Source organism: Caproiciproducens sp. (assembly GCF_053840905.1).
In genome coordinates this window covers 302,746-326,743 of sequence record NZ_JBNLXQ010000001.1, presented here as the reverse complement: position 1 = coordinate 326,743, position 23,998 = coordinate 302,746, and the positions used below count along the sequence as shown (strand labels likewise).

The following is a 23,998-nucleotide window of genomic DNA, read 5'->3' as shown; positions in this document are numbered from 1 at the left end:
TATGCCGAACTTTGTTATATAATTAATTAATTGATTAATCAAAAAGAAAATGGTATAATTATTCGAGAAAAAATCAGGAGGCTATTATGAATATTTGGCATGATATCTCACCGAAAAGAATTAAGACTGAAGACTTTTGTGCCGTCATAGAAATTCCAAAGGGCTGTAAAATCAAATATGAGCTCGATAAGGAAACCGGTTTGCTGCTGATGGACCGGATTCTTTATACTTCCACTCATTATCCCGCGAACTACGGCTTTATTCCCCGTACTTACGCCAGCGATAACGACCCTCTTGACGTACTTGTCCTCTGTTCCGAGGATATCCGTCCGCTTTCCCTGGTGCGGTGTTATGCCATCGGCGTGATTATTATGGTGGACAACGGGATGAAAGACGAGAAAATCATCGCGATTCCGTTTAACGACCCCACCTATAACGGCTATCGTGACATTAAGGAGCTGCCGAAACATATTTTTGACGAAATGTCCCATTTCTTTTCCGTTTACAAACAGCTGGAAGGAAAAGTCACGGCGATCGACGAAGTCAAAGGACCCGCGGACGCAAAAGAAATCATCCAGAACTCCATTGACAGCTACGTTGAGAAATTTTGCAAATAATTCCCGCTGATCCAAAATCCCCTGTGAAATTCACAGGGGATTTTTTGCGCCGCAGCCGATCAAAGAAAACCGTTATGACTGAAACAGATACAGGATGCCGCCCTGGCCGCCCATTTGGCCGACATTGCTTGTATTGGAGCTGTATTCGCCGGAGTCCACCAGCACCGCGTTTTCTTTTACATAAGACTCGATATCGGAGCCGGAGCCGCCGGAACTGCCGTTCAGCAGGAAGTAGGTGATTTTGCCCTGAGCGACAAGCGCTTTCAGCCGATCGACCGTAAGGGAATTGTCCGAACCCAGGAACCCTCCGTAAGCATAGCAGGGCAGCCCGGTGTCAATGATGAACTGCGCTACGCTGCTGGACCGCTGTGCGGTAACAAGGAAGCTGCCTTCTTTATAATTTTTCACCAGATAAGCTTCCAAAGAGGCGCTCTGCGAGCTTCCGTTGCCCGACGGCATGCCGGTTCCGTTCCCCTGCCCGCTTTGCACCAGCTCCGGACCGGCGTACGGCATTGTGGCATTCGTTACGCCCATGACCGGCGTAAGAGCCCAGTAAAAAGGAGCTGCCGCTGAGGACAGGACAAGCACCGCGAGGGAAGCCGCGAGAACGCCGCGCTTATGTTTGACACAATAAACGGCGAACAGGAGGATTCCAATGCCCGCCGCGGCAAGCATAACGGGAAGCAGCCATGTCTTCAGTTCGGAATACCGCAAAACACAGACAATCTGCAGGGCAAGATTGAGAAGGAACGCGGCCAGCAGGAGCACGGGACGGAGATACTCCGTTTTTTTCTCCCGTCTGTGCTTCAGCCCGTTGTAGATGGCAACAATTCCGACGCCGCTCAGAACGGCAATGGCGGGCGCCATCATGCAGAGATAATACCGGTGATAGAATCCGGCAAAGCTGAAGAAAACCGCCATGGTAATCAGCCACAGAGACCAGAATACAAAAGCACCCTGACGCTCGTTTTTTCTTCTGAAGTTCCATTTATTCACGCAGAGCAGCATGCTGCAAAGGGCGAACAGCAGGAACCAGGAACCCTGCCCGTATAAATTTGACGTCCACAGCCGCAGAGGGGACGCACTTCCGATTTCAGAGCCGCCCATCCCGCCGGCACCCATATTGCGGCCGTCGTTCTGGTTGTCTCCGCGGCCGTCCGCACCGCCGTCAGGCATGTTCCGCCCGCTTTCATCGGCACCGTCGGACGTGCCCTGACCGTTCCCATCTGCATTGCCGCCAGGCATTCCCTGTCCGCTTCCATTTGTGCTGCCGTCCGGCACGCCCTGCCCGTAACCGTCGGGAGGCGTCCCGTTTCCGTCATCATTCGTCTGTGTTGCCGAACCGGAAGCATCCCTGTCGAATGAGCGTCCAAAGCCGCCTCCCATTCCGCCGCCCATGCTTTGTCCAAACAGCCTTTCCGTGCCGTTATGGCCAAAAATCAGTTCGATCATGGAATTGCTGCTGGTGCTGTCCACGTAAGGCCGGTTTTCAGAGGGGTAAAATTCTACGGCAAGCACCCACGCGAAAGAGACCCCCAGAACAATGACCATACTCAAAACCCCGGCAAGAATCCGCTTTCCGATTTTTTCCTTTGCAAAAAACAGATAAGTCAGGGCGACGGCGGGCAAAATCATGTATGCCTGCAGCATTTTGATATTGAAGCCCAATCCGACAAACAGTGCCGCGAGAAACAGATATTTCCATCTTCCGCTGTCGATCGAGCGAAAAAGGAACCACGCCGCTGCCAGCAATACAAAAATCAGCTGCATATCCATCGTATTGTTGCGCGACGCGACGGCGACGACCGGGGTTATGGCAAAAATCAGGGCCGAAACAAGCCCGGCGGGCCGACCGAAATACCGGGCGGTCAAAATGTAAATCATCACGGTGGAGGCCGCGCCCGCCAAAGCCTGCGGGAGCATCATGACCCAGCCGTGATAGCCGAAAATAAGTACGGAAATCGCCTGCGTCCACAAGCCGAGCGGGGGCTTATCCACAGAAACCATTCCGGCGGGATCAAATGAAACAAAGAAGAAATTTCGAAAGCTCAGCGTCATGCTTTTGACACAAGCCGCGTAATATTCGTTTCCGGTTCCATAGTTGGAAATCGCGTAGAAGTTTAAGGTAAACGACAGCGCCGCAATCAGGATCAGCGCGGGGATATAAGGCTTTTTTCTGAACTTCACAATGATGTGCTGCATAGAAGGTCCTCCGATTCCTTGCAATCTATTACAGCGCCCAGTATAATTGCTGATTGTGAAGGCGGCGTGACGGGAAAGGAAACAACAGCTAAATGTCTTTCTTGATCTTATCCAGCGCGGCCTTTTCCAGCCTGGAAACCTGCGCCTGACTGATTCCGATCTCCGACGCGACCTCCATCTGTGTTTTTCCCTGGAAAAAGCGCATGGAAAGAATCCGCTTTTCTCTGCTGTTCAAATCGCGGATCGCTTCCTTCAGCGCGATTTCGTCCAGCCAGTTGGAATCGTCGTTGTTGTCGCCCACCTGATCCATCACATAAATGGTGTCGCCGCCGTCTGAAAAAACCGGCTCAAAAAGCGAAACCGGTTCTACAATGGATTCCAGCGCAAGCACCACGTCCTCCCGCGGCAGGTTCAATTCTTTTGCTATTTCATCGATGCTGGGCTCGCGGCTGTTTTCAGCCGTCATCCTTTCTTTCGCCTGCATGGCCTTATACGCGGTGTCGCGCAGCGACCGGCTGACGCGTATGGAATTGTTATCCCTCAGATAACGCCGGATTTCTCCGATGATCATAGGCACCCCATAGGTGCTGAAACGGACGCCCTGATTGATGTCAAAGTGGTCGATCGCCTTGATCAGGCCGATGCAGCCCACCTGAAAAAGATCGTCAAGATTTTCCCCGCGGTTTGTAAAGCGCTGAATGACGCTTAAAACAAGACGCAGGTTCCCGTTAATGAGTTCGTCGCGGGCTTTCATATCCCCTTCTTTCACCCGGCGCAACAGCTGCATTTTTTCCTTTTCGGTAAGTACTTTTAATTTCGAAGTATTGACTCCGCAGATTTCGACTTTATTGTACTGCATGCCGTTCCCTCATTTCCATGGAATAACTTACTACCATTATTACCATGGGCGGGGTGATTCATGCGGAGCCGGCGGTAAAAATATTATGGGGAAAGGGAATTGCTTTTCCGTTATAAAGTCGTATATACTATAATCAATCCGTATCCTGTAAAAACAGGAAATAAGAGCAAGCGAGGCGGAGCCATGCGAATTCAGATACCGCCGCAGGTTGAAACGGTTCTTCAAAAATTGACAGCTTCCGGCTTTGAGGCCTATGTCGTCGGCGGCTGTGTGCGGGATTTCATCCTCGGGCTGGAGCCGAGCGACTGGGATGTGACCACCTCCGCACCGCCCGAGGAAACGGAACGCATTTTCAGCAACTGTCCGTGCGTAAAAACCGGAATTCAGCACGGAACCCTTACGGTGCTGATCGATCATCGGCCCGTGGAAGTGACCACCTTCCGGGTGGACGGACAGTATTCCGACAACCGGCATCCGGACAGCGTCCGCTTTACCCGCAGCTTAAAGGAGGATTTATCACGCAGGGATTTTACCGTCAACGCCCTCGCCTATTCTCACGCCGACGGCGTAATCGACTGCTTTGGCGGGATGGATGACCTGAAAAACCGAATCATCCGATGTGTCGGAACCCCCGGCCTGCGTTTTCAGGAGGACGGGCTCAGAATTCTGCGGGCGCTTCGCTTTTCCTCCGTGCTGGGATTTTCTCCGGAGCCGAACACCTCGGCCGCCATCCTGTCCAATTGCGGGCTGCTCCAACAAATCGCCCGGGAGCGTATTCAGTCGGAGCTGACTAGGCTCCTTTGCGGGAATCCGTCCGAGGCGCTTCAAAAATACCGCGCCGTGCTGGAACAGATCATTCCGGAGTTTTGCTTCATGACCAAATCGGACGAATGGGAGCACACGCTGAAAGCTGTTTCAATGGTGGAAGCAACGCCTGTTTTACGGCTGACCATGCTTTTCTATCATATCGGACAAACTACCCCGTCTGAACAAAGCCGAAACGAAAAAGAACCTTTTGACGGTTCCTGCAGCAAAAACGCCAGATCGGTCAAGGCCATCCTTCTGCGCCTCCGGTACGACGGCGATACGGTGAAAACTGTTTCCGAACTGACGGGACTTCAGCGGCTTCCTCTTCCCGCGGACGAAAGAAGCCTGCTGAAGCTTCTCCATCAATACGGCAAAAAAACGCTGAGTTTGCTTTTCAAAGTGCGGGACGCGGATCTGCGGGCGCAAAACCCGCCCGACACCCGTGGACTGGAAGAGCTGAAAAGGGCGGAAGCGATATCCCAAAGCATTTTCACACGGGGATTATGCTACTCTCTGAAGGATTTACAGATCAAAGGCTCGGATTTATTATCGATCGGCATTCCCGAAGGGACCGAAATCGGCAGGATTCTTTCCCTTCTTTTAACCACGGTGATGGACGGCAAATGCTTAAACCGGCGGGAAGCGCTTCTGAAATACGCATTACAGTTAAAGGAAGAATACCATAACGGAAACAGTTGAGCATATCTTTGGACCTGTTTATGATGAAAATTCAAGAATATTGATTTTAGGGACGATCCCTTCGCCGAAATCCCGCGAATACGGGTTTTACTACTCCCACCCGCAGAACCGGTTCTGGCGAATCGTATCGGATTTATACGGCCAGAAGCTTCCGGAAAGCAATGCGGAAAAAACGGAATTTCTGCTGAGAAACCGCATTGCGCTCTGGGATGTCCTCAAAAGCTGCAAAATCTCCGGGGCGGACGACGGCAGTATCCGCGACCCCGTCGCAAACGATATCGGGAGTTTCTTAAAGGAAACCGATATCCGCGCGGTATTTACCACGGGAACAAAGGCCGCCGCTCTCTACCGCAGGTTTTGTGAAAAAAGCGCGGGACGTTCCGCTATTGCGCTGCCGTCGACAAGCCCGGCCAACTGCCGGCACTATAGCTATGAAAGCCTGAGAGAAGCCTACCGGGTGATTCTGAAATACACACTGGAATAAAGAAAGCGTCGGAAAAGGCGGGCACGATGCCCGCCTTTTTCAGCTTACGCGCTCCAAATCCTTTTTCAGCCTTTCAATAATCCGTTTTTCCAGGCGCGATATGTATGACTGTGAAATGCCAAGGGTGTCGGCTACTTCCTTCTGCGTATGCTCTTTCGTGTTGTTCAGGCCAAAACGGAGCTGCATGATTTCCCGTTCCCGCGGAGCGAGATGCGACACGGCAGTCAGCAAAAGATTCCGCTCCACCTCCTGTTCAATGTTGCGGTTGACGGTATCCTGGTCGCTGCCCAGAATATCGGAAAGCAGAAGCTCGTTTCCGTCCCAGTCCACATTTAACGGATCGTCGATGGAAACTTCGTTTTTTAACTGGGAGCTTTTGCGCAGGTACATCAGAATTTCGTTTTCAATACAGCGGGACGCATAGGTTGCCAGCTTGATGTTGCGCTCGGGGCAAAAAGTGTTTACCGCTTTAATCAGCCCGATCGTTCCGATCGAGATCAGATCCTCCACCCCGGCGCTGCTCGATTCAAACTTTTTTGCGATGTACACGACAAGCCTGAGGTTGTGGGTGATCAGCGGTTCCCGCGCGTTTGGAACATTGTTCAGAATGTTCGCCATCACCTTTTCCTCTTCCTTCTTTGTCAGCGGCGGAGGAAGAGTCTCGGGCCCGTTAATATAGTGTACATGCCCGTTTAGACCTAATCGCAGCCATAATAATGACAGCTTATTTCCCAGTTCCCTTATCAGCTTATTCATTCCCATTTTCACTCTTTCCCTTTTGCCGCTGCCGCCGCGGCTGAGAAACGCGCCTGCCTACGGCCAAATTTAGGCTGACGTTTTTTGCAGTAAATCCGGATTCAAGAGCGCGCTGAACGCTCCAAGCTTCGATTTGGTTACCGCTATGTACACCTCGTGTACCTCAATCTTCTCTTTTCCTGTCATGACTGTCAGTTTATCCGGTTTAAACGCCGGAAGAAGCCCTTCCCCCGAAACCGCCTGAAACGGCACCAGCCGGATTTTCCCGCTCTCCTGCCGCGGCGCGATTCCGTCAAGACAATCCTCACAGACAACGGCGACCGGCGCGTTTGAAAACGGCTCGGTCAGCGTGTTGCCGGTATCCACCTTTGCGGCACAGGAAACCGACTTTCCGTTAAAATCGATCTGAATCCGGCAGAAAAGATTTTCCGGGGCCTGACGGCCCGTAATACGGTGAATCAGGCGTATGATAAAATAGCACACAACGGTCAGAATAATCAGAAGGAGCGGTGAAACATTGAAATAAACCACCGAATTTTTGATGATGAGCCCCTGCGGAGCGATAAAATACCACAGCGCAAGCATAAATCCCGCAAAGGCAAAGCTCATGATATAAAAGGCGGCCAGCTCTCTCAGAAACTGTTTGATTCCGTAACAGGGATACGCAAATAAAACAATCAGTCCCGACACGGCCAGCTTAAAAGCCAGGGATAAAAAGAGGTTGATTTCGGGTAGCAGAATAGAAAGAGAAGCGGCCGCGCCCAGGGCCGCGGCTGCAACCATTCTGGAACGTTTCACCGGCAGCGAAAGAAATTTTGAAACGGCAAGCAGCAAGAAATAATTGATAAATAAGTTGATACCGACCAGTACGTCTATGTAAATCGTCTGCTTCAAAGAGATCCCTCCCTGCGCTAAAAATAATTATACCGGCGCAGGGTCAAACATTGTGTCACAAATTGTATCCGATTCAGAATTAAAATTGTATGTTTACAACATAAAAAACGCCGGTCCTCACAAGAGCCGGCGTTGCGCTTTATTTGATTCGCATTTTGATCTTTCCGCTTTCCCTGCCGGGTTTTCCTCTGTTCCTTTGCGGGGAGGGCATTCCTCTTTTTTATTTTATTTTTATGGTTTTTACGGTCAATGGAGATGTACCGATTTCGGTCGATTTCAGGCAACTCTATGTAGCCTCGCGTTCCTCTTCGTCAAGATCAAGGCCAAAGCTGATAGACAGAGCCTGATTGACCTGTGTCATTGCCGTATTATCAAGGCGCCCCATGCGCTCTTTCAATCTGTGTTTGTCGATTGTACGAACCTGTTCAAGCAGGACAACGGAATCCTTTGCGAGTCCGGTGGTCTGGGCATTGAGCATAATATGCGTTGGAAGGTTTGCCTTTGCCCGCTGGCTGGTGATTGCCGCGGCAATCACGGTCGGACTGAACCGGTTTCCAACATCATTCTGAACAATCAGCACAGGTCGGACGCCGCCCTGCTCAGAACCAACCACCGGGCTCAGGTCGGCATAATAAATATCGCCTCTTCTAATGTTCACATTTTTCACGCTCCGAATAATTTATGATATAGGGTCTGCGATTATTGTTGACATTCTCCAGACGATTTATTCGCATGCAGTCCCTAACACATAATATTATTTAGACGCGGGGGTTGACATAAAATTAAATAGAAAAAAGGGTGCAATCGCTGTCACACCCTTATTATGTATCGTCGCGCATCTGCGCTTTCAGTTTTTTTTGAGGAATGGAAATGGTTTGAATCTGCCCTGTACTTCTGTCGGCGGTCATTGTGAAATCAATGCCCTCCACGGCGCCGGAAAATTCATCCCCATGCGTTCTGGTAAGGGAACCGCCTTTCTCCGCATAGTCCAGAACCTGCAGCAAAACGACGGCAAAAGAAGTGTCCGGCAAAACGCACTCGTCGCTTTTGGCGGAAATTCCGCTGTAGGAAACAGAAAATCCTTCGCCGCTCCAATCGTAGGTCAGGCCGTTCATATCCCCCGAAAGAAACTGCACGTTCGCCCTTCCGGGCGCGTCGCGGCTCAATGCGCATTGTATTTTTTCGCCGTTGTAATCAATATCGGCCGTGCAATGAAAACAGAAAACGATGTCTTCGGCCTTCATTTCCTGCGCCGCACAAGCAGAAAAAGAGAAAACCAGAAAAAGAGAAAACAGGCATATCGCTGTCCGGCGCATAACTTTCCACTCTCCGCACAAAAAATACGGTTTTACCGCTCAAGCTCCAGAAACAGCCCCGGAAGCATACCGATCATGTCCGTCGGCAGCATGGCACACTGGGAAAACGCTTTCGCACAGCGGTCCCCCGCCTCGCCGTGAAGATACACCGCGCCGACCGCCGCAGCAGCAGGGTCGATCCCCTGCGCAATAAAGGAAGCCGCCATTCCCGCCAGAACATCCCCGCTGCCGCCCTTTGCCATTCCGGGATTTCCCGTTGGATTCAGGTGTACCATTCCGTTCGGCTCCGCAATCAATGTGCCGGCGCCCTTGAGCACGAGGATGACGTGGTGCTTCTCCGCAAAGTTCCGGGCATATTCCAACCGGTGGGCCTGCACATCCTTTACGGTGGTCTTCATCAGACGGGCCATCTCCCCGGGATGGGGAGTCAGCACAACGGGAACGCGGGCTGTTTCCAATACATTTATATTCTCCGCAAGGATGTTTATGCCATCCGCGTCAATAATGAGGGGAACCTGTGAATCGGAAACGAGACCGCATACGATCCGCGCCGTCTCTTCCCCGCGCCCCAGCCCGCAGCCGATCAGGCACGCGCTCGCTTTGGACAGAGCATCCTTCAGCGCCCTCCTGCCGGCGGGAAGCATCGTTCCGTCCGGCGCATAGTCGAGCAGAGTGAAAACCGGCTCCACAAGCTGGGAAGCGACGATCGGGTAAAGGGTGCGGGGAAGCGCCGCGTCCACAATACCGGCCCCGCAGCGAACAGCCGCCTTCGCGCTCATCACCGCCGCTCCGGCCATCCCGTCGCTGCCGCAGAGGCACAGCAGCCTGCCGTAATTCCCCTTATTGCTGAGCGGGTCGCGCGGCCTCAGCAGAGCTTGTGCCGCCGAAAGCTCCGTTACCTCAAACGTCGACTTCTGGGCGGCGATAAGATCCGCGCCGATACCGATCGGCGCCACGCTCACCTGTCCGCAGTAATCCTGCGCGGGCTGAATCAGATGCCCGTTTTTCAGGGTGGAAAAGGAAATCGTATAGTCCGCTCTGATGCATTCCCCCTCCACCGCCCCGGAATCGCAGCCGGCGCCGCTGGGGATATCCAGGGAAACGACCACCGCGGCGGAATTGCGCACCGCGTGAAAAACAGGAAGCATTTCGTCGGGAACACAGCCGTGAAATCCGGTCCCGTAAATGGCGTCGACGATGAAGTCGGCGGAGGCTATGACGGTTTCCGCCCTCCCGCCTTCCTCCCTGTCCAGAATTTGTACCGTCGTATCCTTCAGACGAGAAAACACGGTCTTCGCAAGGTCTGTGCGGGGAAGGCCGTCGGTCATCACCACGGCAGCCGGCACGCCGAGCTCAGACAGCTTACGCGCCATCACATAGCCGTCCCCACCGTTATTCCCTTTCCCGCAGAGAATCACGACTTTCCGTCCGGACAGGCTGAACTTTTTCCGCAGGAAGCGGACGGCCGCGGCACCGGCGTTTTCCATCAGCTCCAAATAACTGATTCCGGAGCCGACGGCGCTTTTTTCAAGCTCCCTGCTCTGTTCACAGTTTAAGACCTTCATTTTCAGGCTCCTCCCCGATCACAACCGCCGAAGCGTATTCTTTCGTATGGGTCACGCTGACCTGGAGAACAATGTTTCTTTTCTGTACGATTTTCCGCGCGCTGCCGCGCAATTGAAAATACGGCCTGCCGTTTTCCTCTCTCAGCAGCTCCACCTCGCCGAGCGAAAATCCGCGCATCCCCGTCCCCAGCGCTTTGGAAAAGGCTTCTTTTGCGCTGAAGCTGGCGGCAACGCTCTGAACGGGAAATCCGCGCAATTCAAGCTGAGCGTACTCGGCGGGGCCGAGTATCCTCAGTAAAAAGCGCGGATTCTCCATGGATTTTCTGATTCTATTTATTTCAACTAAATCAATTCCTGCCAAAAGCATCGACTGCTACCTGCCTTGAAAGAAATGGTTTGATCGCGGTCAGGATTTTTTCGTTCGGGCTGAACAGCACCAGGACCCTGCCCTTTTGGGGATGGCGCGCCGCAAGGTACCAGGCGTCCCGGCCGTTTTCATATTCCGAAGCGTTGAATCTGGCCGAATAGGACTGCTTTTGATGGTCTTCCTTCCGGTACCTGCCCAGAGCTTCAATGTCGTGCACGTCAACGGAAATCACTTTTTTTCTGCTCCGGCGGCCGATGATTTTATCGATCGTAAGATCGCTGTTGGTCACACTGTATTCGTATTCCAGGCTGCGCGAAGAAATCAGATAGTAATCCAGAGCAAAAATACCGACCATAGCCGGCAGCAAAAGCATGGGTATGTACACCGCCAAAAGCGCAAGGATCAGGCAGCTTGCCGCGAGGACCCCGGCAAATACGAGCCAGTCGCTTCTACCGGTTTTTTTCTTGATCATCTGTTCAACAAAAATATCCATTTTCAATCTCTCCAACCGAATGCTGATTTATTGAATATTGTAACATATCGGTTTCCGCATTACAAGGGATTGCGTCCCCGGCAGCGGAATTGCCGACGGATTTCTTATCACATTCCCCAGATCTGTATGGCATATTCCCTGACCGCCCTGTCGCTCGAAAATTTTCCGGCGCCGGCTGTGTTCAGAAAGCCCTTGCGGGAAAACGCCAGCCGGTCGCTGTAATCGGAAATCGCACGCAGCCTTGTGTCGCAGTAAGAGAGAAAATCATACAGGACAAAGTAATGATCCGGCTTATGCCAGCTTGCCCCGTCGAGCAGGGAATGATACAGCTCCCGGAACATTCCGGTACCCCCGTCGTCAAACATGCCGTTGACAAGAGTGTCCACCGCCGCCCGGACCCTTTCGTTCTGCTCGTAAATCGTCCTCGGATTGTAGGAATCCGCGATTTTTTCAAGCTCCTCCACGCGCGCTCCAAAAATATAATTGTTTTCTTCCCCCGCCTGCCGGACGATCTCCACGTTTGCTCCGTCCAGCGTTCCGAGCGTTACCGCGCCGTTGAGCATCAGCTTCATGTTGCCCGTGCCGGAAGCCTCCGTCCCCGCTGTCGAGATCTGTTCGGAAATATCGGCGGCCGGCATGATTTTCTCCGCATAGGACACGTTGTAATCGGAGACGAAAACAACCTTCATCAAATGGTTGACGTCCGGGTCATTGTTGATTTTATTGGCAATTTCATGGATGAATTTAATAATGCCCTTCGCCCTGAGATACCCCGGAGCCGCCTTACCGCCGAACAGGAAGGCTGTCGGGTTGAAATGCCGGATTCTTCCGTCCTTTAAGCCGAAATACAGATCGAGAATGGAAAAAGCGTTTAAGAGCTGACGTTTATATTCGTGCACCCGTTTCACCTGAACGTCGAAAATAAATTCGGGGTTCAGCCTGATCCCGTCATGCTTTTCAATATAGTCGGAAAGCTGCTGCTTTTTTATCTGTTTGATTTGCGCAAACTGGCGGATAACGTTATCGTCGTCCTTATATTGTTCCAGATTCCTGAGCTTTTCCAAATCCGTAACCCAGCCGCTGCCGATCCTGTCGGTGAGAAATCCGGAAAGCTCCATGTTGGAAAGCACCACCCAACGCCGCTGGGTGACTCCGTTGGTTTTATTGTTGAACCGCCTGGGGTAAATCTGATACCATTCTTTCAATACGGAGTTTTTCAGTATTTCCGTATGGATTTCCGCCACACCGTTCACGGAATGGGTAGCAAAAACCGCGAGCCGCGCCATATGGATCACCGAATTTTCGTCAATGATCAGATACGGCTTTTGCGCTTCCTCCGCGGTAATCCCCATGCCGGACAGCTCTTTGAGCAGGGCTTTATGGATCATGACCACATACCGGTACACATTGGGGAGCACGCTCCTGAACAGCTTTGCATCCCATTTTTCCAGCGCTTCCGCCATAATGGTATGATTGGTATAGGCAAACGTCTGTCTTGCGATTTTCAGCGCCTTGCCGAAGGACACCCCCTCCCCGGAGACCAGAAGCCGGATAAATTCGGGGATGGACACCACGGGATGCGTATCATTCAGCTGGATCGCGTACTCCCCCGAAAAATGCGTGAAATCGTTTCCGTATCTTTTCTTATAGGTTCTGATCAGGTCCTGCAAAGACGCGCTTGTGAAAAAATACTGCTGCTTCAGCCTGAGCTTTTTCCCCTTGTCCGTCGTGTCGTTCGGGTACAGTACGCTGGAAATCGCTTCCGCGTCATCCCTCTCCCGGACGGCAAGTTCAAATTTCTGGTCGTTAAACAGCTGAAAATCAAACGGGACTAACGGCTCCGCCTGCCAAAGGCGCAGGGTGTTCACTGTGCCCGCCCCGTACCCGATGACGGGCGTGTCGTAGGGAACCGCATAGACCGTCTGGTTTTTAAACCTGACCTCTACTTTGTCCTCCTCCCCGCGCCGGGACCACGGGTCGCCGAACTGCTGCCAGTCGTCCACGGTTTCCTTCTGGAATCCGTTTTCAAAATGCTGCCTGAAAAGGCCGTACCTGTACCGGATTCCGTAGCCGTTCAGGGAGATTCCCTGCGTGGCGGCCGAATCCAGAAAGCAGGCGGCGAGCCTGCCAAGTCCTCCGTTTCCGAGCGCCGCGTCTTCGATTTCTTCAAAAGCAGCCACGTCTATATTATTTTCATGAAACAGCTCGGAAAGCTGGTTCAGAAGCCCTAAATTCTGTAAATTGCTGTAAATGAGCCGTCCCGTTAAAAATTCGGCGGAAAAATAGCAGGCTTTCTTACCGGCGTCCGGCGCTTCCCATTTGTACTTCACCTGCTTCATTGCCGCCTTCGAAACCGCGTGATACAGCTCCAGAACATCCGCCTGACGGATCGTTTTACCGTTTTCCAATTCCAAAAGGGTTATCACATCGTTCTTAAATGTATTCATAAAATCCACTCCTTAAAGTACAGAGGCCTATCTGCCGTAAATTCTCGCCAGACTGCAGAGTTCCTTTGAAATTTCGTCGGTAAGCTGACCCTTTTTCAGCCTCCACCGCCAGTTGGACCCTACCGTGGAGGGAACATTCATCCTGGCCCGGCCAGGCAGCAGCAGGATATCCTGCGCCTGAAAAATCACCGTATCGGCCACGCTGGCGTAGGCGGCGCGAAGGACCGCCCCCGGCAGGTCCTTTCTTCTTCTGACATGGAGGTATTCCTCCGCATACCTCACATTTTTTGCCGGCATCCTGCTGAAAAATTCAACCAGCGTGTCGTTATCGTGCGTTCCTCCGTAAACCACCGTATTGCTTGTATAGTACATTGGGAGATGCTGATTTTTCGGATCCCCGTCAAACGCGAACTGCAGGACTTTCATCCCGGGATATCCGTTGATTTTCAGAAGCCTTTTCACCTGGGGAACAACAACGCCCAGATCCTCCGCAATCACCCGTGCTTTTCCGACGGAATCGTTTATCGCGTCCGTCAGTTTGCGCCCCGGACCGGGCTGCCAGCTGCCGCCGACCGCCGTCGTTTCTCCCGCGGGAACGGCATAGTACCGTGCAATTCCGATAAAATGGTCTATCCTGATCACGTCGTAGCTCTTTGCGGAAAATTCCATCCGTTTTTTCCACCAGTCAAAATGACCGCGTTCCATGGCCTCCCAGTCATAGAGCGGGTTTCCCCAGAGCTGTCCTTCCTTTGAAAAAAGATCGGGCGGGACCCCTGCGACCTTCGTCGGCCTGCGGCGGGCATCCAGCTGAAACAGCCCGCTGTTTGCCCAGACATCCGCGCTGTCAAGGGCGGCATAAATCGGAATGTCCCCGATCACCCGGATTCCGCGCTGATTTGCATACGCTTTTACCCGGTTCCACTGCCTGTAAAATTCAAACTGGCAGAACTTCCAGAAATCCGTTTCCGCCCTCAGCTTTTCCGAATACCGCCGCACCGCCGCCGGACGGCGGAAGCGGATATCCTCGGGCCAGAGCAGCCATTCTCTGTTTTCAAATTCAGACTTCAAAGCCATGTACAGGCAATAATCTTCCAGCCAATATGCATTTTCTTCACAGAACTGCCCATACTCCGCAGTGTCTGCGTGCCTGCTTCTCGAGAAAGCCGTGCGAAGCACCGCAAACCTGGACTGAAAAAGCGCGGCATAATCCACACTGTCCTCATCGTCTCCCCAGAAAAAAGAGCCCGCTTCCCCGGGCTTCAAAAGCCCCTCCTCCGCCAGGACGTCCAGGTCGATAAAATACGGGTTCCCCGCAAAAACGGAAAAGGACTGGTAAGGGCTGTCTCCATAGCTGGTAGGGCCGATGGGAAGCACCTGCCAGTATTTCTGTCCGGCATCCTTCAGAAAATCGATAAACCGAAATGCCTGACTGCCAAACGTTCCGATTCCGTAATCGGAAGGCAGGCTGCTGATCGGGAGCAAAATACCCGAACCGCGGACAAGTTGATTTCTAACCGGCAACTTCATCACCCCGCTACGAAAAATCACGAAAATACGACAATATGATATCAAAGGATTTTTGGAATGTCAAGATAAAAAAAGAACTCTTCTGTAAGTATTTTCTATTTTTAAGCACAATATTTCGGGACATTTGCTCAATTAAAATGATAAGAGAAACCGATAAACAAAAATATTTTTCGTAATTTTTCGTAAAATTATCTTAAAGTCTCAAATCTTTATCTTATTTTATAAAAAATTTGTTTCATATATTTTCCAATTTCAAAATATAACTCTTGAAATAATGCGCGGGCAAAGTATATACTGTGGTTGAACAGGAAAAGAGGGATTTCTATGGCTACGATTAAAGACATTGCAGAAAAACTTGGAATTGCTGTCAGCACCGTATCAAAAGGCTTGAATGGGGCAAACGATATCAGCGAGGAGATGCGCCAGCTGGTGCTGGACACCGCTGTGGAAATGGGATACGCTTCCAAAAAAGTGCAAAAGCTCGGCAAACGCAAGGTCTGCATCCTGGTCGAAAACATGGAATATGAAAATATTGACCAGTTTGGCTATGAAATTGTCGTAGGATTTAAACTAAGCGCCGCCAGACATCATTGCGACGTAACGGTCATTCCCACAAACCTGAACATGCAGACTCAGGAAAAGTATGATTCCTATATGCTGAAACACGGATACAGCGGTTCGTTTTTGCTGGGATTCGCGCTGCATGACGACTACATGAGCCAACTGTACAAAACGTCGGTTCCAACGGTTTTGCTGGACAATTGCATCCCCAATAAGCACGTGGGGTACGTCGGCACCGACGGGTATAACGGCATCGACCTTGCGGTCAGGCATCTTTACGAATACGGCCATAAAAACATTGCCCTGCTGAACGGTTCCAAAAACAGCCTGGTGACCAAGGAACGCAATCAGGCCTTTATGCAAAGCATGGAGCATTACTCACTGAAAGTCAATCCTAATTTAATTGCCAACGGCTACTATGTTCCGGAATGCGCCAAAGACTATGTCGGTTCCTTTCTGAAAAACGGAGCGACCGCCATTGTCTGCGCAAGCGACCTGATCGCGGCGGGCGTGATCGCCGAACTGAACCGTCTGGGAAAATGCGTGCCCCTGGATATGAGCGTGGTCGGCTTCGACGATCTTCCGATCGCACAGCACCTGACCCCCACCCTGACCACAGTCCGGCAGGACAGGGTCGCGATCGGCAAAAGCGCCTTCATGATGCTGGAGGAGCTGATCAGCGGCGTAAGCATCAGCAAAGTTCTGCTGAAACCGGAGCTGATTATACGGAATTCCACAGGAACCTGCCCGTAAAAGAAAGATCCCGCTTGCAATTGACGTGTTTAGGTGTTATATTATGTAGTATTAACACAAGGATAAAGGAAGTAACCTTTTTTTCCGCTTATTCAGAGAGGGCATGTCAGCGGCTGAAAGCATGCCTGTAAGCCTTAAAAGGCGAAGTTCCCTTTGGAGTGGCGCGGCTGAACCTTTTCAGTAGGCTGCGACGGCAGGCACCGTTAAAGGCTGACGAGTAATTAATTAGGGTGGTACCACGGAGCTTTCGTCTTCGTCCCTTGCCGGGGCGGAGGCGTTTTTTATTGCTGATTCATGTCTGAAAGAATGGAAAGGATGATAACGCTATGAGGCAGGAGCTGGAAGCAATCCGCGAAAAAGCCATGCGCGAATTGGATGAGGCGAAAGGACAGCAGATACTCGAAAATCTGCGTATTAAATATTTGGGGAAAAAAGGAGAACTGACCTCCATTTTAAAACAGATGGGCGGACTCTCCGCGGAAGAGCGCCCCAAAATCGGCCAGCTGGCCAATGAGGTCCGCGCTTTTATTGAAGCCGATCTTGTCCGGCGCGCCGCGGAACTGAAAGAGGAAGAAACCCAAAAAAGACTGGAAAAAGAAAAAATCGACGTCACGCTGCCGGGCGTCCGCCGGGAGCTTGGCGCGAAACATCCCCTGAGCATCGAGCTGGACGCGATCAAGGAAATTTTCGTCGGTATGGGCTTTGAGATTGTCGAGGGGCCGGAGGTCGAATACGACTATTACAACTTTGAGGCGCTGAACATTCCGAAGGATCACCCCGCAAGGGATACCCAGGATACTTTCTATATCAACGACAACATTCTGCTGCGTACGCAGACCTCGCCGGTGCAGGTAAGGGTCATGGAAAAGCAGAAGCCGCCGATCCGCATCATTTCCCCCGGCAGGGTTTACCGTTCGGACGCGGTGGACGCCACGCACTCCCCGCTGTTCCATCAGATTGAGGGCCTGGTGGTTGACAAGGGAATTACCTTTGCGGATTTGAAGGGAACCCTTGAAACCTTTGTAAAGCGTATGTACGGCGAGGATTCCGTAGTACGCTTCCGGCCGCACCACTTCCCCTTTACCGAACCCTCCGCCGAAGTGGATGTGCAGTGCTTCAACTGCCACGGAGAAGGCTGCCGCCTCTGCAAAGGCGAGGGCTGGATCGAGATCCTCGGCTGCGGCATGGTCCACCCGAAGGTGCTTTCCAACTGCGGGATCGACCCGGAAATCTACAGCGGCTTTGCGCTGGGCATGGGGCTGGAACGCGTAGTCATGAGGAAATACAGCATTGACGATCTGCGCCTGTTTTATGAAAACGACGTCAGATTCCTGAAGCAATTTTAAGGGGGATGCAGAACAATGAATCTTTCAATGAGATGGTTAAAAGAATTCGTAACGCTTGACGATATGCCGATCCGCGATTTCACGGAAGCGATGACCATGAGCGGCTCCAAGGTCGAGGGCTGGGAGACCGAAGGCAGCGAAATTGAAAACGTGATCATCGGGAAGGTGCTTTCTCTGGAAAAGCATCCGGACTCCGACCATTTATGGATTACGCGGGTCGACACCGGTTCCGGGGAACCGATTCAAATCGTTACCGGCGCGCAGAATTTAAAGGCCGGCGACCTGGTGCCGGTCGCAATGGACAATTCCCTTCTGCCCGGCGGCAAGAAAATCAAAAAGGGCAGGCTCCGCGGCGTGGAAAGCAACGGAATGCTCTGTTCCCTCAGCGAGCTGGGGCTGACAAAGCACGACTTTCCCTACGCGGTGGAAGACGGTATCTTCGTGATACAGGAGGACTGCGCGCTCGGTGAGCCCGTGTGCAGGGCGATTGGGTTCGACGACACCAAAGTCGAATTTGAAATTACCTCCAACAGACCGGACTGCTTTTCCGTGATCGGCCTTGCCCGGGAAGCGGCGGCGACCTTCCATAAGTCCTTCAGCGTACACACGCCGGCTGTAAAGGCGGGGCACGGCTCCTGTAGGGGGATGCTCGACGTAAAGGTGGAAGCTCCGGATTTATGCTCCATCTACTCGGCCCGCGTGGTAAAGAACGTCCGCGTGAAGCCCTCCCCGCGCTGGATGCGCGAAAGGCTGCGCGCCATGGGCGTGCGCCCGATCAACAATATCGTCGATATCACAAACTATGTCATGCTCGAATACGGCCAGCCGATGCACTCCTTTGACCTGCGTTTTATTGACGAGGGCAAAATCCGCGTGCGCCGCGCGCAGGACGGGGAAACCATCACCACGCTGGACGGCGTCGACCATAAGCTGACCGCGAAGAATCTGGTGATCGCGGACGCCCGCAAGCCGATTGCCATCGCCGGAGTGATGGGTGGCGAATACAGCGGAATCGTCGGCGACACCACCACGATCGTGTTTGAGTCGGCATGCTTCAACGGCGCTTCCGTGCGCACGACCGCCAGGGATCAGGGCATGAGAACCGACGCGTCCTCCCGGTATGAAAAGGGCCTGGACCCCAACAACTGCCTTCCCGCGCTGGAACGCGCCTGTGAACTGGTGGAGCTGCTGGACGCCGGCGACGTGCTTGACGACAGGATCGTTGACGACCACTCCTCCGGCGAACGCACCAGAATCCATCTGAACGCGGACTGGATCAACCGCTTCCTGGATATTCAGCTGACCGCGGACGGGATGAAGGCGATCCTGAGCAAGCTGGAATGCGAATTCGACGGTGACGATATGCTGGCGCCCACCTTCCGCCCCGATCTGCAGCACAAAGCCGACATTGCCGAAGAAATCGCAAGATTTTACGGCTATGATAAAATTCCGGGCACCGCGCTGGGCGGCGGCGCGCAGGGGAAATACTCCGCAAGGCAAAAATTCGAGCGCACCATCAACGACACCATGCTCGCGCTGGGCGCCAGCGAGATCATGACGTATTCGTTCATCAGCCCAAAATACTACGATAAAATCTTAATGCCGGCCAGCTCGCCGCTGCGCAAGTCCATCACCATTTCCAATCCGCTTGGCGAGGATACCAGCATCATGCGTACCACGGCCCTTCCCTCCATGCTGGAGGTCCTTTCCCGCAACTACAACAACAGAAACGCGGACGCGTGCCTGTTCGAGCTTGCCAGCGAGTATATCCCGACTTCGGAGGACAAGCTGCCGATTGAAAAAACCAATCTGGTCGTCGGAATGTACGGCAATCACGCCGATTACTTTACGGCGAAAGGAATGGCTGAGCAGATTTTGGAAAAACTTTGCGTATACGGCTGGGAAATCGAAGCTTCTTCCGAAGAACCCAGCTATCACCCGGGGCGCTGCGCCGTGCTGAGCATAGAAGGAGAACGCCTGGGCGTGATCGGGGAAATCCATCCGAAGGTCGCCGAGAATTATGGCATCGGAGACAGGGTTTACTGCTTTTCGCTGGACGCAGACAAAATGTATGAGTACGCGAAGTCCGAAAAGACGTATACTCCCCTTCCGAAATTCCCCGCCGTGACCCGCGACCTCGCTCTTCTCTGCGACGACGGCACTCCCGTGCTGACGCTTGAAAAGGCCATTATCCGCGGCGCCGGAAATCTGCTGGAAAAAATCAGGCTCTTCGACGTTTATAAAGGAGAGCAAATCGATTCCAGCAAAAAGAGCGTCGCGTTCAGCATTACCCTGCGTTCTGCGGACAGCACGCTGACGGATGAGCGCATTGCCGGTACGATGAAAAAAGTCATGAAGGAGCTTGAAAAGGCCGGCGCTATTTTACGTTCCTAAGCTTCTGTTCACAAATTAGTTCTTGAAATTATTGTATGTATGTTGTATGATGTCAATATCGGAGGTGTTTCCATGCTTGATAAAACGATGACCTTTTCGCTCGGCACCGACCGTGAAGAGGATATTAAAAAAACACTCACCCTGGTGTATGATGCTTTGAAGGAAAAGGGATACAATCCCATCAGCCAGATTGTCGGCTACATTCTTTCCGAGGATCCGACTTATATCACGACACACAATAATGCCCGCAGCCTGATCCGCAGAATCGACCGCGACGAGCTGCTGCAGGTATTGTTGAAATCCTATTTGGGTGAGTAAATCACGCACTGTTACAGAAGCACTTATGAATTGAACAGAAGGAGGATGATACACGAATGAATGATGCAGACGAGAGCAAACCTCAGTTTCCTACCTATAAAGGCAAGCCGTTGGTGCGCTGCGGTGATGTGATTTATTACGGAAGCATGCAGGATAAATACGTTGTAAAGCTTGAAATAAAGAGCAAAAAAAAGGTTCAGGATCTTGACGTTGCGGACCGGGTCACCATACAGCTGATGTATACGGATCAGAACATCCGCTCACGCAAACAGATTGTAAAATCCAGCGAAAAAACCGGGCTTTACCTTGCAATGGATATTGCGGACGCCTGGCTGACCAGGGCGCTTGCAGAATAGATCGCAGAATAAAAGACGATACGGAAAATTCCGTATCGTCTTTTTTATGCCTATTTGCCGATATCCCGGCGGTAATGAGCGCCCTCAAACCGGATTTTGCCAACGCAGGCATAAGCTCTTTCAAGCGCCTCGTCCAAAGTACCGCCCAGCGCGGTGACCCCCAGCACGCGGCCGCCGTTGGTGTAAAACCGACGGTCCCGGTACAGCGTTCCCGCGTGGTAGACGGTGGCGCCGTCCACCTGGCCGGAATCGTCAAGGCCGGAAATTTCGAGCCCTTTGGCGTAGCTTCCGGGATATCCGCCGGAAGCCATCACGACACAGGCGCAGGCTTCCTGGCTCCATTCGATCGCCTGGGAGTCCAGCCTTTCGTCGACGACAGCCTCCAGAATCTCTACGAAATCGGTCTTCAGCCGGGGCAGGACCACCTGTGTTTCCGGATCGCCAAAACGGGAATTGTATTCGATCACCTTCGGCCCGTCCTTTGTCAGCATCAGACCGAAATACAGGCACCCCTTGAACGTCCTGCCTTCCCGGTTCATCGCCTCTACGGTCGGCTGGAAGATGGTTTTCATGCACAGCTCCGCCATTTCTTCGGAGTAATACGGGTTCGGGCTGATCGTGCCCATTCCGCCGGTATTGGGGCCCCTGTCCCCGTCCAGCGCTCGCTTGTGGTCTTTGGAGGAGACCATTGGTTTCAGACATTTTCCGTCCGTGAACGCCAGAACCGAAACTTCCGGCCCGGTGATAAATTCCTCCACCACCACCCGGTTGCCGGAAGCGCCGAACACCTTATCTTCCATGATGGTTTTCACCGCGGCGTGCGCCTCGTGGTCATCGGCGGCTATGATCACGCCCTTTCCCAGCGCAAGGCCGTCCGCTTTGATAACGATGGGATATTGGTTATTTGCCCGGATATATTCTATCGCGGCATGCGGGTCGTCAAAGACCTCATATCCCGCAGTGGGAATATGGTATTTTTTCATTAAATCCTTGGAGAACACCTTGCTGCTTTCAATCACGGCTGCGTTGGCGCGCGGGCCGAACGCACGGATTCCCGCCGATTCCAGCGCGTCCACCATTCCGGCGGCAAGCGGGTCGTCGGGAGCGACAAAAACCAGACCGATCCGGTTTTCCTTCGCAAACCGGACCACGCCGTCGATATCCGTTACCGGGATATCCACACACTCGGCGTCCCGTGAAATTCCGCCGTTGCCGGGAGCGCAATAAACCTTTTCCACCTTTGGGCTTTCCTTGATTTTGCGCACGATGGTATGCTCGCGGCCTCCCCCGCCGATGACCAGTATCTTCATATTTATCCGCCCCTATGTCTTAATTAATGGTGGAACAGCCTGATGCCGGTAAAGGCCATGGCGATTCCGTATTTGTTGCAGGTATCAAGGACATTGTCGTCGCGGATGGAACCGCCCGGCTGCGCGATATAGTTCACGCCGCTTTTGTGAGCGCGCTCAATATTGTCCCCGAACGGGAAAAAGGCGTCCGAACCCAGTGCGACATCCGTCAGCGTATCCAGCCAGGCACGCTTTTCCTCGCGGGTAAGCGGTTCCGGCTTCTGCGCAAAGAAATTCTCCCAGATTCCGTCCGCCAGAACGTCCATGTAATCGTCGGAAAGATACACATCAATGGTATTGTCGCGGTCGGGGCGGCGGATTCCTTCTTTGAATTTCAGCCCAAGCACCTTTGGATGCTGGCGTAAATACCAGGTGTCCGCCTTATTTCCAGCCAGACGGGTGCAGTGGATACGGGACTGCTGCCCCGCGCCGACACCGATCACCTGCCCGCCTTTGGCGTAGCAGACGGAGTTGGACTGCGTGTATTTCAGGGTGATCAGGGAAATCAGCAGATCGCGCTTCGCACTTTCGGGAATTTCCCGATTTTCCGTTATGACATTGGAAAGCATGTCGTTGTCGATCAGGATCTCATTTCTGCCCTGCTCAAACGTAATGCCGAAAACGTCCTTATGCTCAACGGGAGCGGGCTTGTAGTCCGGCTGAATCGAGACAATGTTGTAGCCGCCCTTGCGCTTAGATTTCAAAATGGCAAGCGCTTCTTCCGTATAGCCCGGAGCAATGATCCCGTCCGAAACCTCGCGCGCGATCAAGGTCGCCGTTTCCCTGTCGCAGATGTCGGACAGGGCGATCCAGTCACCGTAGGAAGACATTCTGTCCGCACCCCTGGCCATGGCGTACGCGCTGGCCAGCGGGGAAAGCGCAAGGTCGTCAACAAAATAAATCCTTTTCAGCGTGTCGGACAGCTCGCACGCGACCGCCGCGCCCGCGGGGCTGACATGCTTAAAAGAGGCGGCGGCGGGAAGCCCCACGGCGGCTTTCAGCTCTTTGACCAGCTGCCAGCTGTTAAAGGCGTCCAGAAAATTGATGTAGCCCGGCTTTCCGTTCAGCACCTCGATCGGAAGATCACCGCCATCCCGCATGAAAATGCGCGACGGCTTCTGATTCGGATTGCAGCCGTATTTTAAAGGTAGCTCATTTGACATTTCAGCGCCCTCCTGTTAATCATGATTTTTGTTGATAATTCTGGTTTCCGTCAGCCCGGTTTTCAGGTTGATGAAACGGGTGAACAGAGAAACCTTATTTTCTTCAGACAGGTTTTCCCAGAGCTTCTGCGTAAAATGGTCAATCTCACCGGAAATGCCGACCGGCGTCGGCTCGCCCTCAAAGGAAGGAAGCGGATTGCCGTCTCCCCGATAAGTATGGATAAAATGCCCTTCCCCGCTGACCGGTGAGGAATATTCATAGAAAAAGCGCTGCGCAGAGGCCGGATTTCCGTTTGCGCTTTTCAGAATGGACAGCCGGTAGCTTCCGTCTGCTTCCACGATACCGGAAACACGGGGCGTAAAATTCGGCCCGTCCGGTTCAAAGGTACGCGTGCGCAGAGCAGACTCAAAGGTTTTTCCCGCCTCTAAAAATTCATAGACCGTATCGGTCTGGTCCCCGTTCGTCACAATGGTGGTCCCGCTGAAAACCCTGACCGGCGAATAGATAATCAGCGAAGGGTCGCTCAGCTTTTCCGGGTCGAATGCCTGTGTGCGGATCCCTTCGCCGTCCTCCACAAAGACGCGGTTGCGGCTGTTCTCACTGCGCCCCATGATAAAATAGGCGATCACGGCGTTTTGGCCGTCCTCACTCCTGCCGAGAATGATTCCGCGCCCCGGATACCTGTTGGACGCCAGGCTGCTTTCGATATTCTGTATTTTCACGC

22 protein-coding genes and 1 other annotated feature are annotated in these 23,998 nt (G+C 52.7%); of the genes, 8 read left to right on the top strand and 14 right to left on the bottom strand.

Annotated elements, in window-relative coordinates:
* Nucleotides 1–86 precede the first annotated feature (86 nt).
* The gene (locus tag ACQGQ5_RS01650) at nucleotides 87–617 is read left to right on the top strand and encodes an inorganic diphosphatase (RefSeq protein WP_455734855.1); all 531 of its coding nucleotides are present in this window, start codon (nucleotides 87–89) and stop codon (nucleotides 615–617) included.
* 72 nt (nucleotides 618–689) lie between these two features.
* Here the strand turns inward: ACQGQ5_RS01650 and ACQGQ5_RS01645 are convergent, their stop codons facing one another.
* Together ACQGQ5_RS01645 and sigG are read right to left on the bottom strand one after the other, a co-directional pair.
* Nucleotides 690–2,819, bottom strand: coding sequence for a glycosyltransferase family 39 protein (locus ACQGQ5_RS01645; RefSeq protein WP_455734854.1), 2,130 nt, complete (start codon nucleotides 2,817–2,819; stop codon nucleotides 690–692).
* A gap of 88 nt (nucleotides 2,820–2,907) precedes the next feature.
* A complete protein-coding gene (gene sigG / locus ACQGQ5_RS01640) occupies nucleotides 2,908–3,678 on the bottom strand; it encodes an RNA polymerase sporulation sigma factor SigG (RefSeq protein WP_444657791.1) in 771 nt (256 codons plus the stop codon).
* Between the two features lie 183 nt (nucleotides 3,679–3,861).
* Here sigG and ACQGQ5_RS01635 point away from each other — a divergent pair, with 183 nt between their 5' ends.
* Complete coding sequence (locus ACQGQ5_RS01635; protein WP_455734853.1) at nucleotides 3,862–5,184, top strand: CCA tRNA nucleotidyltransferase; 1,323 nt, start codon at nucleotides 3,862–3,864, stop codon at nucleotides 5,182–5,184.
* Nucleotides 5,168–5,668: a DNA-deoxyinosine glycosylase gene (locus tag ACQGQ5_RS01630; protein WP_455734874.1), complete on the top strand. Its 501-nt coding sequence runs from the start codon at nucleotides 5,168–5,170 to the stop codon at nucleotides 5,666–5,668. The genes ACQGQ5_RS01635 and ACQGQ5_RS01630 overlap by 17 nt, the downstream gene beginning before the upstream one ends.
* A gap of 39 nt (nucleotides 5,669–5,707) precedes the next feature.
* Here ACQGQ5_RS01630 and sigE read toward each other — a convergent pair whose 3' ends face one another.
* The 9 genes from sigE to malQ form a co-directional block, all read right to left on the bottom strand.
* Nucleotides 5,708–6,424, bottom strand: a complete 717-nt coding sequence (gene sigE, locus ACQGQ5_RS01625; RefSeq protein ID WP_455734852.1) for an RNA polymerase sporulation sigma factor SigE — start codon at nucleotides 6,422–6,424, stop codon at nucleotides 5,708–5,710.
* 69 nt (nucleotides 6,425–6,493) lie between these two features.
* Nucleotides 6,494–7,318, bottom strand: a complete 825-nt coding sequence (locus ACQGQ5_RS01620; RefSeq protein WP_455734851.1) for a sigma-E processing peptidase SpoIIGA — start codon at nucleotides 7,316–7,318, stop codon at nucleotides 6,494–6,496.
* 286 nt (nucleotides 7,319–7,604) lie between these two features.
* Nucleotides 7,605–7,976: a type II toxin-antitoxin system PemK/MazF family toxin gene (locus ACQGQ5_RS01615; RefSeq protein WP_038324246.1), complete on the bottom strand. Its 372-nt coding sequence runs from the start codon at nucleotides 7,974–7,976 to the stop codon at nucleotides 7,605–7,607.
* Nucleotides 7,977–8,139: 163 nt separating this feature from the next.
* Entirely contained in the window at nucleotides 8,140–8,562 is a 423-nt protein-coding gene (locus tag ACQGQ5_RS01610; protein WP_455734850.1) for a hypothetical protein, read from the bottom strand.
* A gap of 104 nt (nucleotides 8,563–8,666) precedes the next feature.
* The gene (locus ACQGQ5_RS01605; RefSeq protein ID WP_455734849.1) at nucleotides 8,667–10,199 is read right to left on the bottom strand and encodes an NAD(P)H-hydrate dehydratase; all 1,533 of its coding nucleotides are present in this window, start codon (nucleotides 10,197–10,199) and stop codon (nucleotides 8,667–8,669) included.
* Nucleotides 10,180–10,560 carry a holo-ACP synthase gene (acpS, locus tag ACQGQ5_RS01600; protein WP_455734848.1) on the bottom strand — a complete coding sequence of 127 codons (381 nt, stop codon included), beginning with the start codon at nucleotides 10,558–10,560 and terminating at the stop codon, nucleotides 10,180–10,182. Before acpS ends, ACQGQ5_RS01605 begins: the two co-directional genes overlap by 20 nt.
* A complete protein-coding gene (locus ACQGQ5_RS01595) occupies nucleotides 10,547–11,059 on the bottom strand; it encodes a DUF6106 family protein (RefSeq protein ID WP_455734847.1) in 513 nt (170 codons plus the stop codon). Before ACQGQ5_RS01595 ends, acpS begins: the two co-directional genes overlap by 14 nt.
* 107 nt (nucleotides 11,060–11,166) lie before the next feature.
* Nucleotides 11,167–13,506 (bottom strand): glycogen/starch/alpha-glucan phosphorylase, encoded by a 2,340-nt coding sequence (locus ACQGQ5_RS01590; protein WP_455734846.1) that lies wholly within the window; start codon nucleotides 13,504–13,506, stop codon nucleotides 11,167–11,169.
* Between the two features lie 27 nt (nucleotides 13,507–13,533).
* Entirely contained in the window at nucleotides 13,534–15,033 is a 1,500-nt protein-coding gene (malQ, locus tag ACQGQ5_RS01585; RefSeq protein WP_455734845.1) for a 4-alpha-glucanotransferase, read from the bottom strand.
* Nucleotides 15,034–15,357: 324 nt separating this feature from the next.
* On the opposite strand from malQ, the gene ACQGQ5_RS01580 reads away from it, so the two are divergent.
* The 5 genes from ACQGQ5_RS01580 to ACQGQ5_RS01560 all read left to right on the top strand — a co-directional run bounded on the left by ACQGQ5_RS01580 (nucleotide 15,358) and on the right by ACQGQ5_RS01560 (nucleotide 20,761).
* A complete protein-coding gene (locus ACQGQ5_RS01580; protein ID WP_455734844.1) occupies nucleotides 15,358–16,347 on the top strand; it encodes a LacI family DNA-binding transcriptional regulator in 990 nt (329 codons plus the stop codon).
* A gap of 50 nt (nucleotides 16,348–16,397) precedes the next feature.
* Nucleotides 16,398–16,611, top strand: a binding site (T-box leader).
* Nucleotides 16,612–16,673: 62 nt separating this feature from the next.
* Nucleotides 16,674–17,693 (top strand): phenylalanine--tRNA ligase subunit alpha, encoded by a 1,020-nt coding sequence (gene pheS / locus ACQGQ5_RS01575; RefSeq protein WP_455734843.1) that lies wholly within the window; start codon nucleotides 16,674–16,676, stop codon nucleotides 17,691–17,693.
* Between the two features lie 15 nt (nucleotides 17,694–17,708).
* Nucleotides 17,709–20,087 (top strand): phenylalanine--tRNA ligase subunit beta, encoded by a 2,379-nt coding sequence (gene pheT, locus ACQGQ5_RS01570; protein ID WP_455734842.1) that lies wholly within the window; start codon nucleotides 17,709–17,711, stop codon nucleotides 20,085–20,087.
* 72 nt (nucleotides 20,088–20,159) lie between these two features.
* Nucleotides 20,160–20,405 (top strand): IreB family regulatory phosphoprotein, encoded by a 246-nt coding sequence (locus tag ACQGQ5_RS01565; RefSeq protein ID WP_038324264.1) that lies wholly within the window; start codon nucleotides 20,160–20,162, stop codon nucleotides 20,403–20,405.
* Nucleotides 20,406–20,461: 56 nt separating this feature from the next.
* Nucleotides 20,462–20,761, top strand: coding sequence for a hypothetical protein (locus tag ACQGQ5_RS01560; RefSeq protein WP_455734841.1), 300 nt, complete (start codon nucleotides 20,462–20,464; stop codon nucleotides 20,759–20,761).
* Between the two features lie 50 nt (nucleotides 20,762–20,811).
* Here the strand turns inward: ACQGQ5_RS01560 and purD are convergent, their stop codons facing one another.
* The 3 genes from purD to ACQGQ5_RS01545 are packed head-to-tail and all read right to left on the bottom strand — an operon-like array spanning nucleotide 20,812 to nucleotide 23,996.
* A complete protein-coding gene (gene purD / locus ACQGQ5_RS01555) occupies nucleotides 20,812–22,071 on the bottom strand; it encodes a phosphoribosylamine--glycine ligase (RefSeq protein WP_455734840.1) in 1,260 nt (419 codons plus the stop codon).
* A 23-nt stretch (nucleotides 22,072–22,094) separates the two neighbouring features.
* On the bottom strand, nucleotides 22,095–23,273 hold the full coding sequence (locus ACQGQ5_RS01550; RefSeq protein WP_455734839.1) for a phosphoribosylaminoimidazolecarboxamide formyltransferase: 1,179 nt from the start codon (nucleotides 23,271–23,273) through the stop codon (nucleotides 22,095–22,097).
* Between the two features lie 15 nt (nucleotides 23,274–23,288).
* The gene (locus ACQGQ5_RS01545) at nucleotides 23,289–23,996 is read right to left on the bottom strand and encodes an IMP cyclohydrolase (protein ID WP_455734838.1); all 708 of its coding nucleotides are present in this window, start codon (nucleotides 23,994–23,996) and stop codon (nucleotides 23,289–23,291) included.
* Between the last annotated feature and the right edge of the window lie 2 nt (nucleotides 23,997–23,998).

What these genes read in the sequence shown, in the direction of transcription:
- ACQGQ5_RS01650 (WP_455734855.1), top strand. Translation starts at nt 87, where the DNA reads ATGAATATTTGGCATGATATCTCACCGAAAAGAATTAAGACTGAAGAC.
- ACQGQ5_RS01645 (WP_455734854.1), bottom strand. Translation starts at nt 2,819, where the DNA reads ATGCAGCACATCATTGTGAAGTTCAGAAAAAAGCCTTATATCCCCGCG.
- sigG (WP_444657791.1), bottom strand. Translation starts at nt 3,678, where the DNA reads ATGCAGTACAATAAAGTCGAAATCTGCGGAGTCAATACTTCGAAATTA.
- ACQGQ5_RS01635 (WP_455734853.1), top strand. Translation starts at nt 3,862, where the DNA reads ATGCGAATTCAGATACCGCCGCAGGTTGAAACGGTTCTTCAAAAATTG.
- sigE (WP_455734852.1), bottom strand. Translation starts at nt 6,424, where the DNA reads ATGAATAAGCTGATAAGGGAACTGGGAAATAAGCTGTCATTATTATGG.
- ACQGQ5_RS01610 (WP_455734850.1), bottom strand. Translation starts at nt 8,562, where the DNA reads ATGAAGGCCGAAGACATCGTTTTCTGTTTTCATTGCACGGCCGATATT.
- ACQGQ5_RS01605 (WP_455734849.1), bottom strand. Translation starts at nt 10,199, where the DNA reads ATGAAGGTCTTAAACTGTGAACAGAGCAGGGAGCTTGAAAAAAGCGCC.
- ACQGQ5_RS01595 (WP_455734847.1), bottom strand. Translation starts at nt 11,059, where the DNA reads ATGGATATTTTTGTTGAACAGATGATCAAGAAAAAAACCGGTAGAAGC.
- ACQGQ5_RS01590 (WP_455734846.1), bottom strand. Translation starts at nt 13,506, where the DNA reads ATGAATACATTTAAGAACGATGTGATAACCCTTTTGGAATTGGAAAAC.
- malQ (WP_455734845.1), bottom strand. Translation starts at nt 15,033, where the DNA reads ATGAAGTTGCCGGTTAGAAATCAACTTGTCCGCGGTTCGGGTATTTTG.
- ACQGQ5_RS01580 (WP_455734844.1), top strand. Translation starts at nt 15,358, where the DNA reads ATGGCTACGATTAAAGACATTGCAGAAAAACTTGGAATTGCTGTCAGC.
- pheS (WP_455734843.1), top strand. Translation starts at nt 16,674, where the DNA reads ATGAGGCAGGAGCTGGAAGCAATCCGCGAAAAAGCCATGCGCGAATTG.
- pheT (WP_455734842.1), top strand. Translation starts at nt 17,709, where the DNA reads ATGAATCTTTCAATGAGATGGTTAAAAGAATTCGTAACGCTTGACGAT.
- ACQGQ5_RS01565 (WP_038324264.1), top strand. Translation starts at nt 20,160, where the DNA reads ATGCTTGATAAAACGATGACCTTTTCGCTCGGCACCGACCGTGAAGAG.
- ACQGQ5_RS01560 (WP_455734841.1), top strand. Translation starts at nt 20,462, where the DNA reads ATGAATGATGCAGACGAGAGCAAACCTCAGTTTCCTACCTATAAAGGC.
- purD (WP_455734840.1), bottom strand. Translation starts at nt 22,071, where the DNA reads ATGAAGATACTGGTCATCGGCGGGGGAGGCCGCGAGCATACCATCGTG.
- ACQGQ5_RS01550 (WP_455734839.1), bottom strand. Translation starts at nt 23,273, where the DNA reads ATGTCAAATGAGCTACCTTTAAAATACGGCTGCAATCCGAATCAGAAG.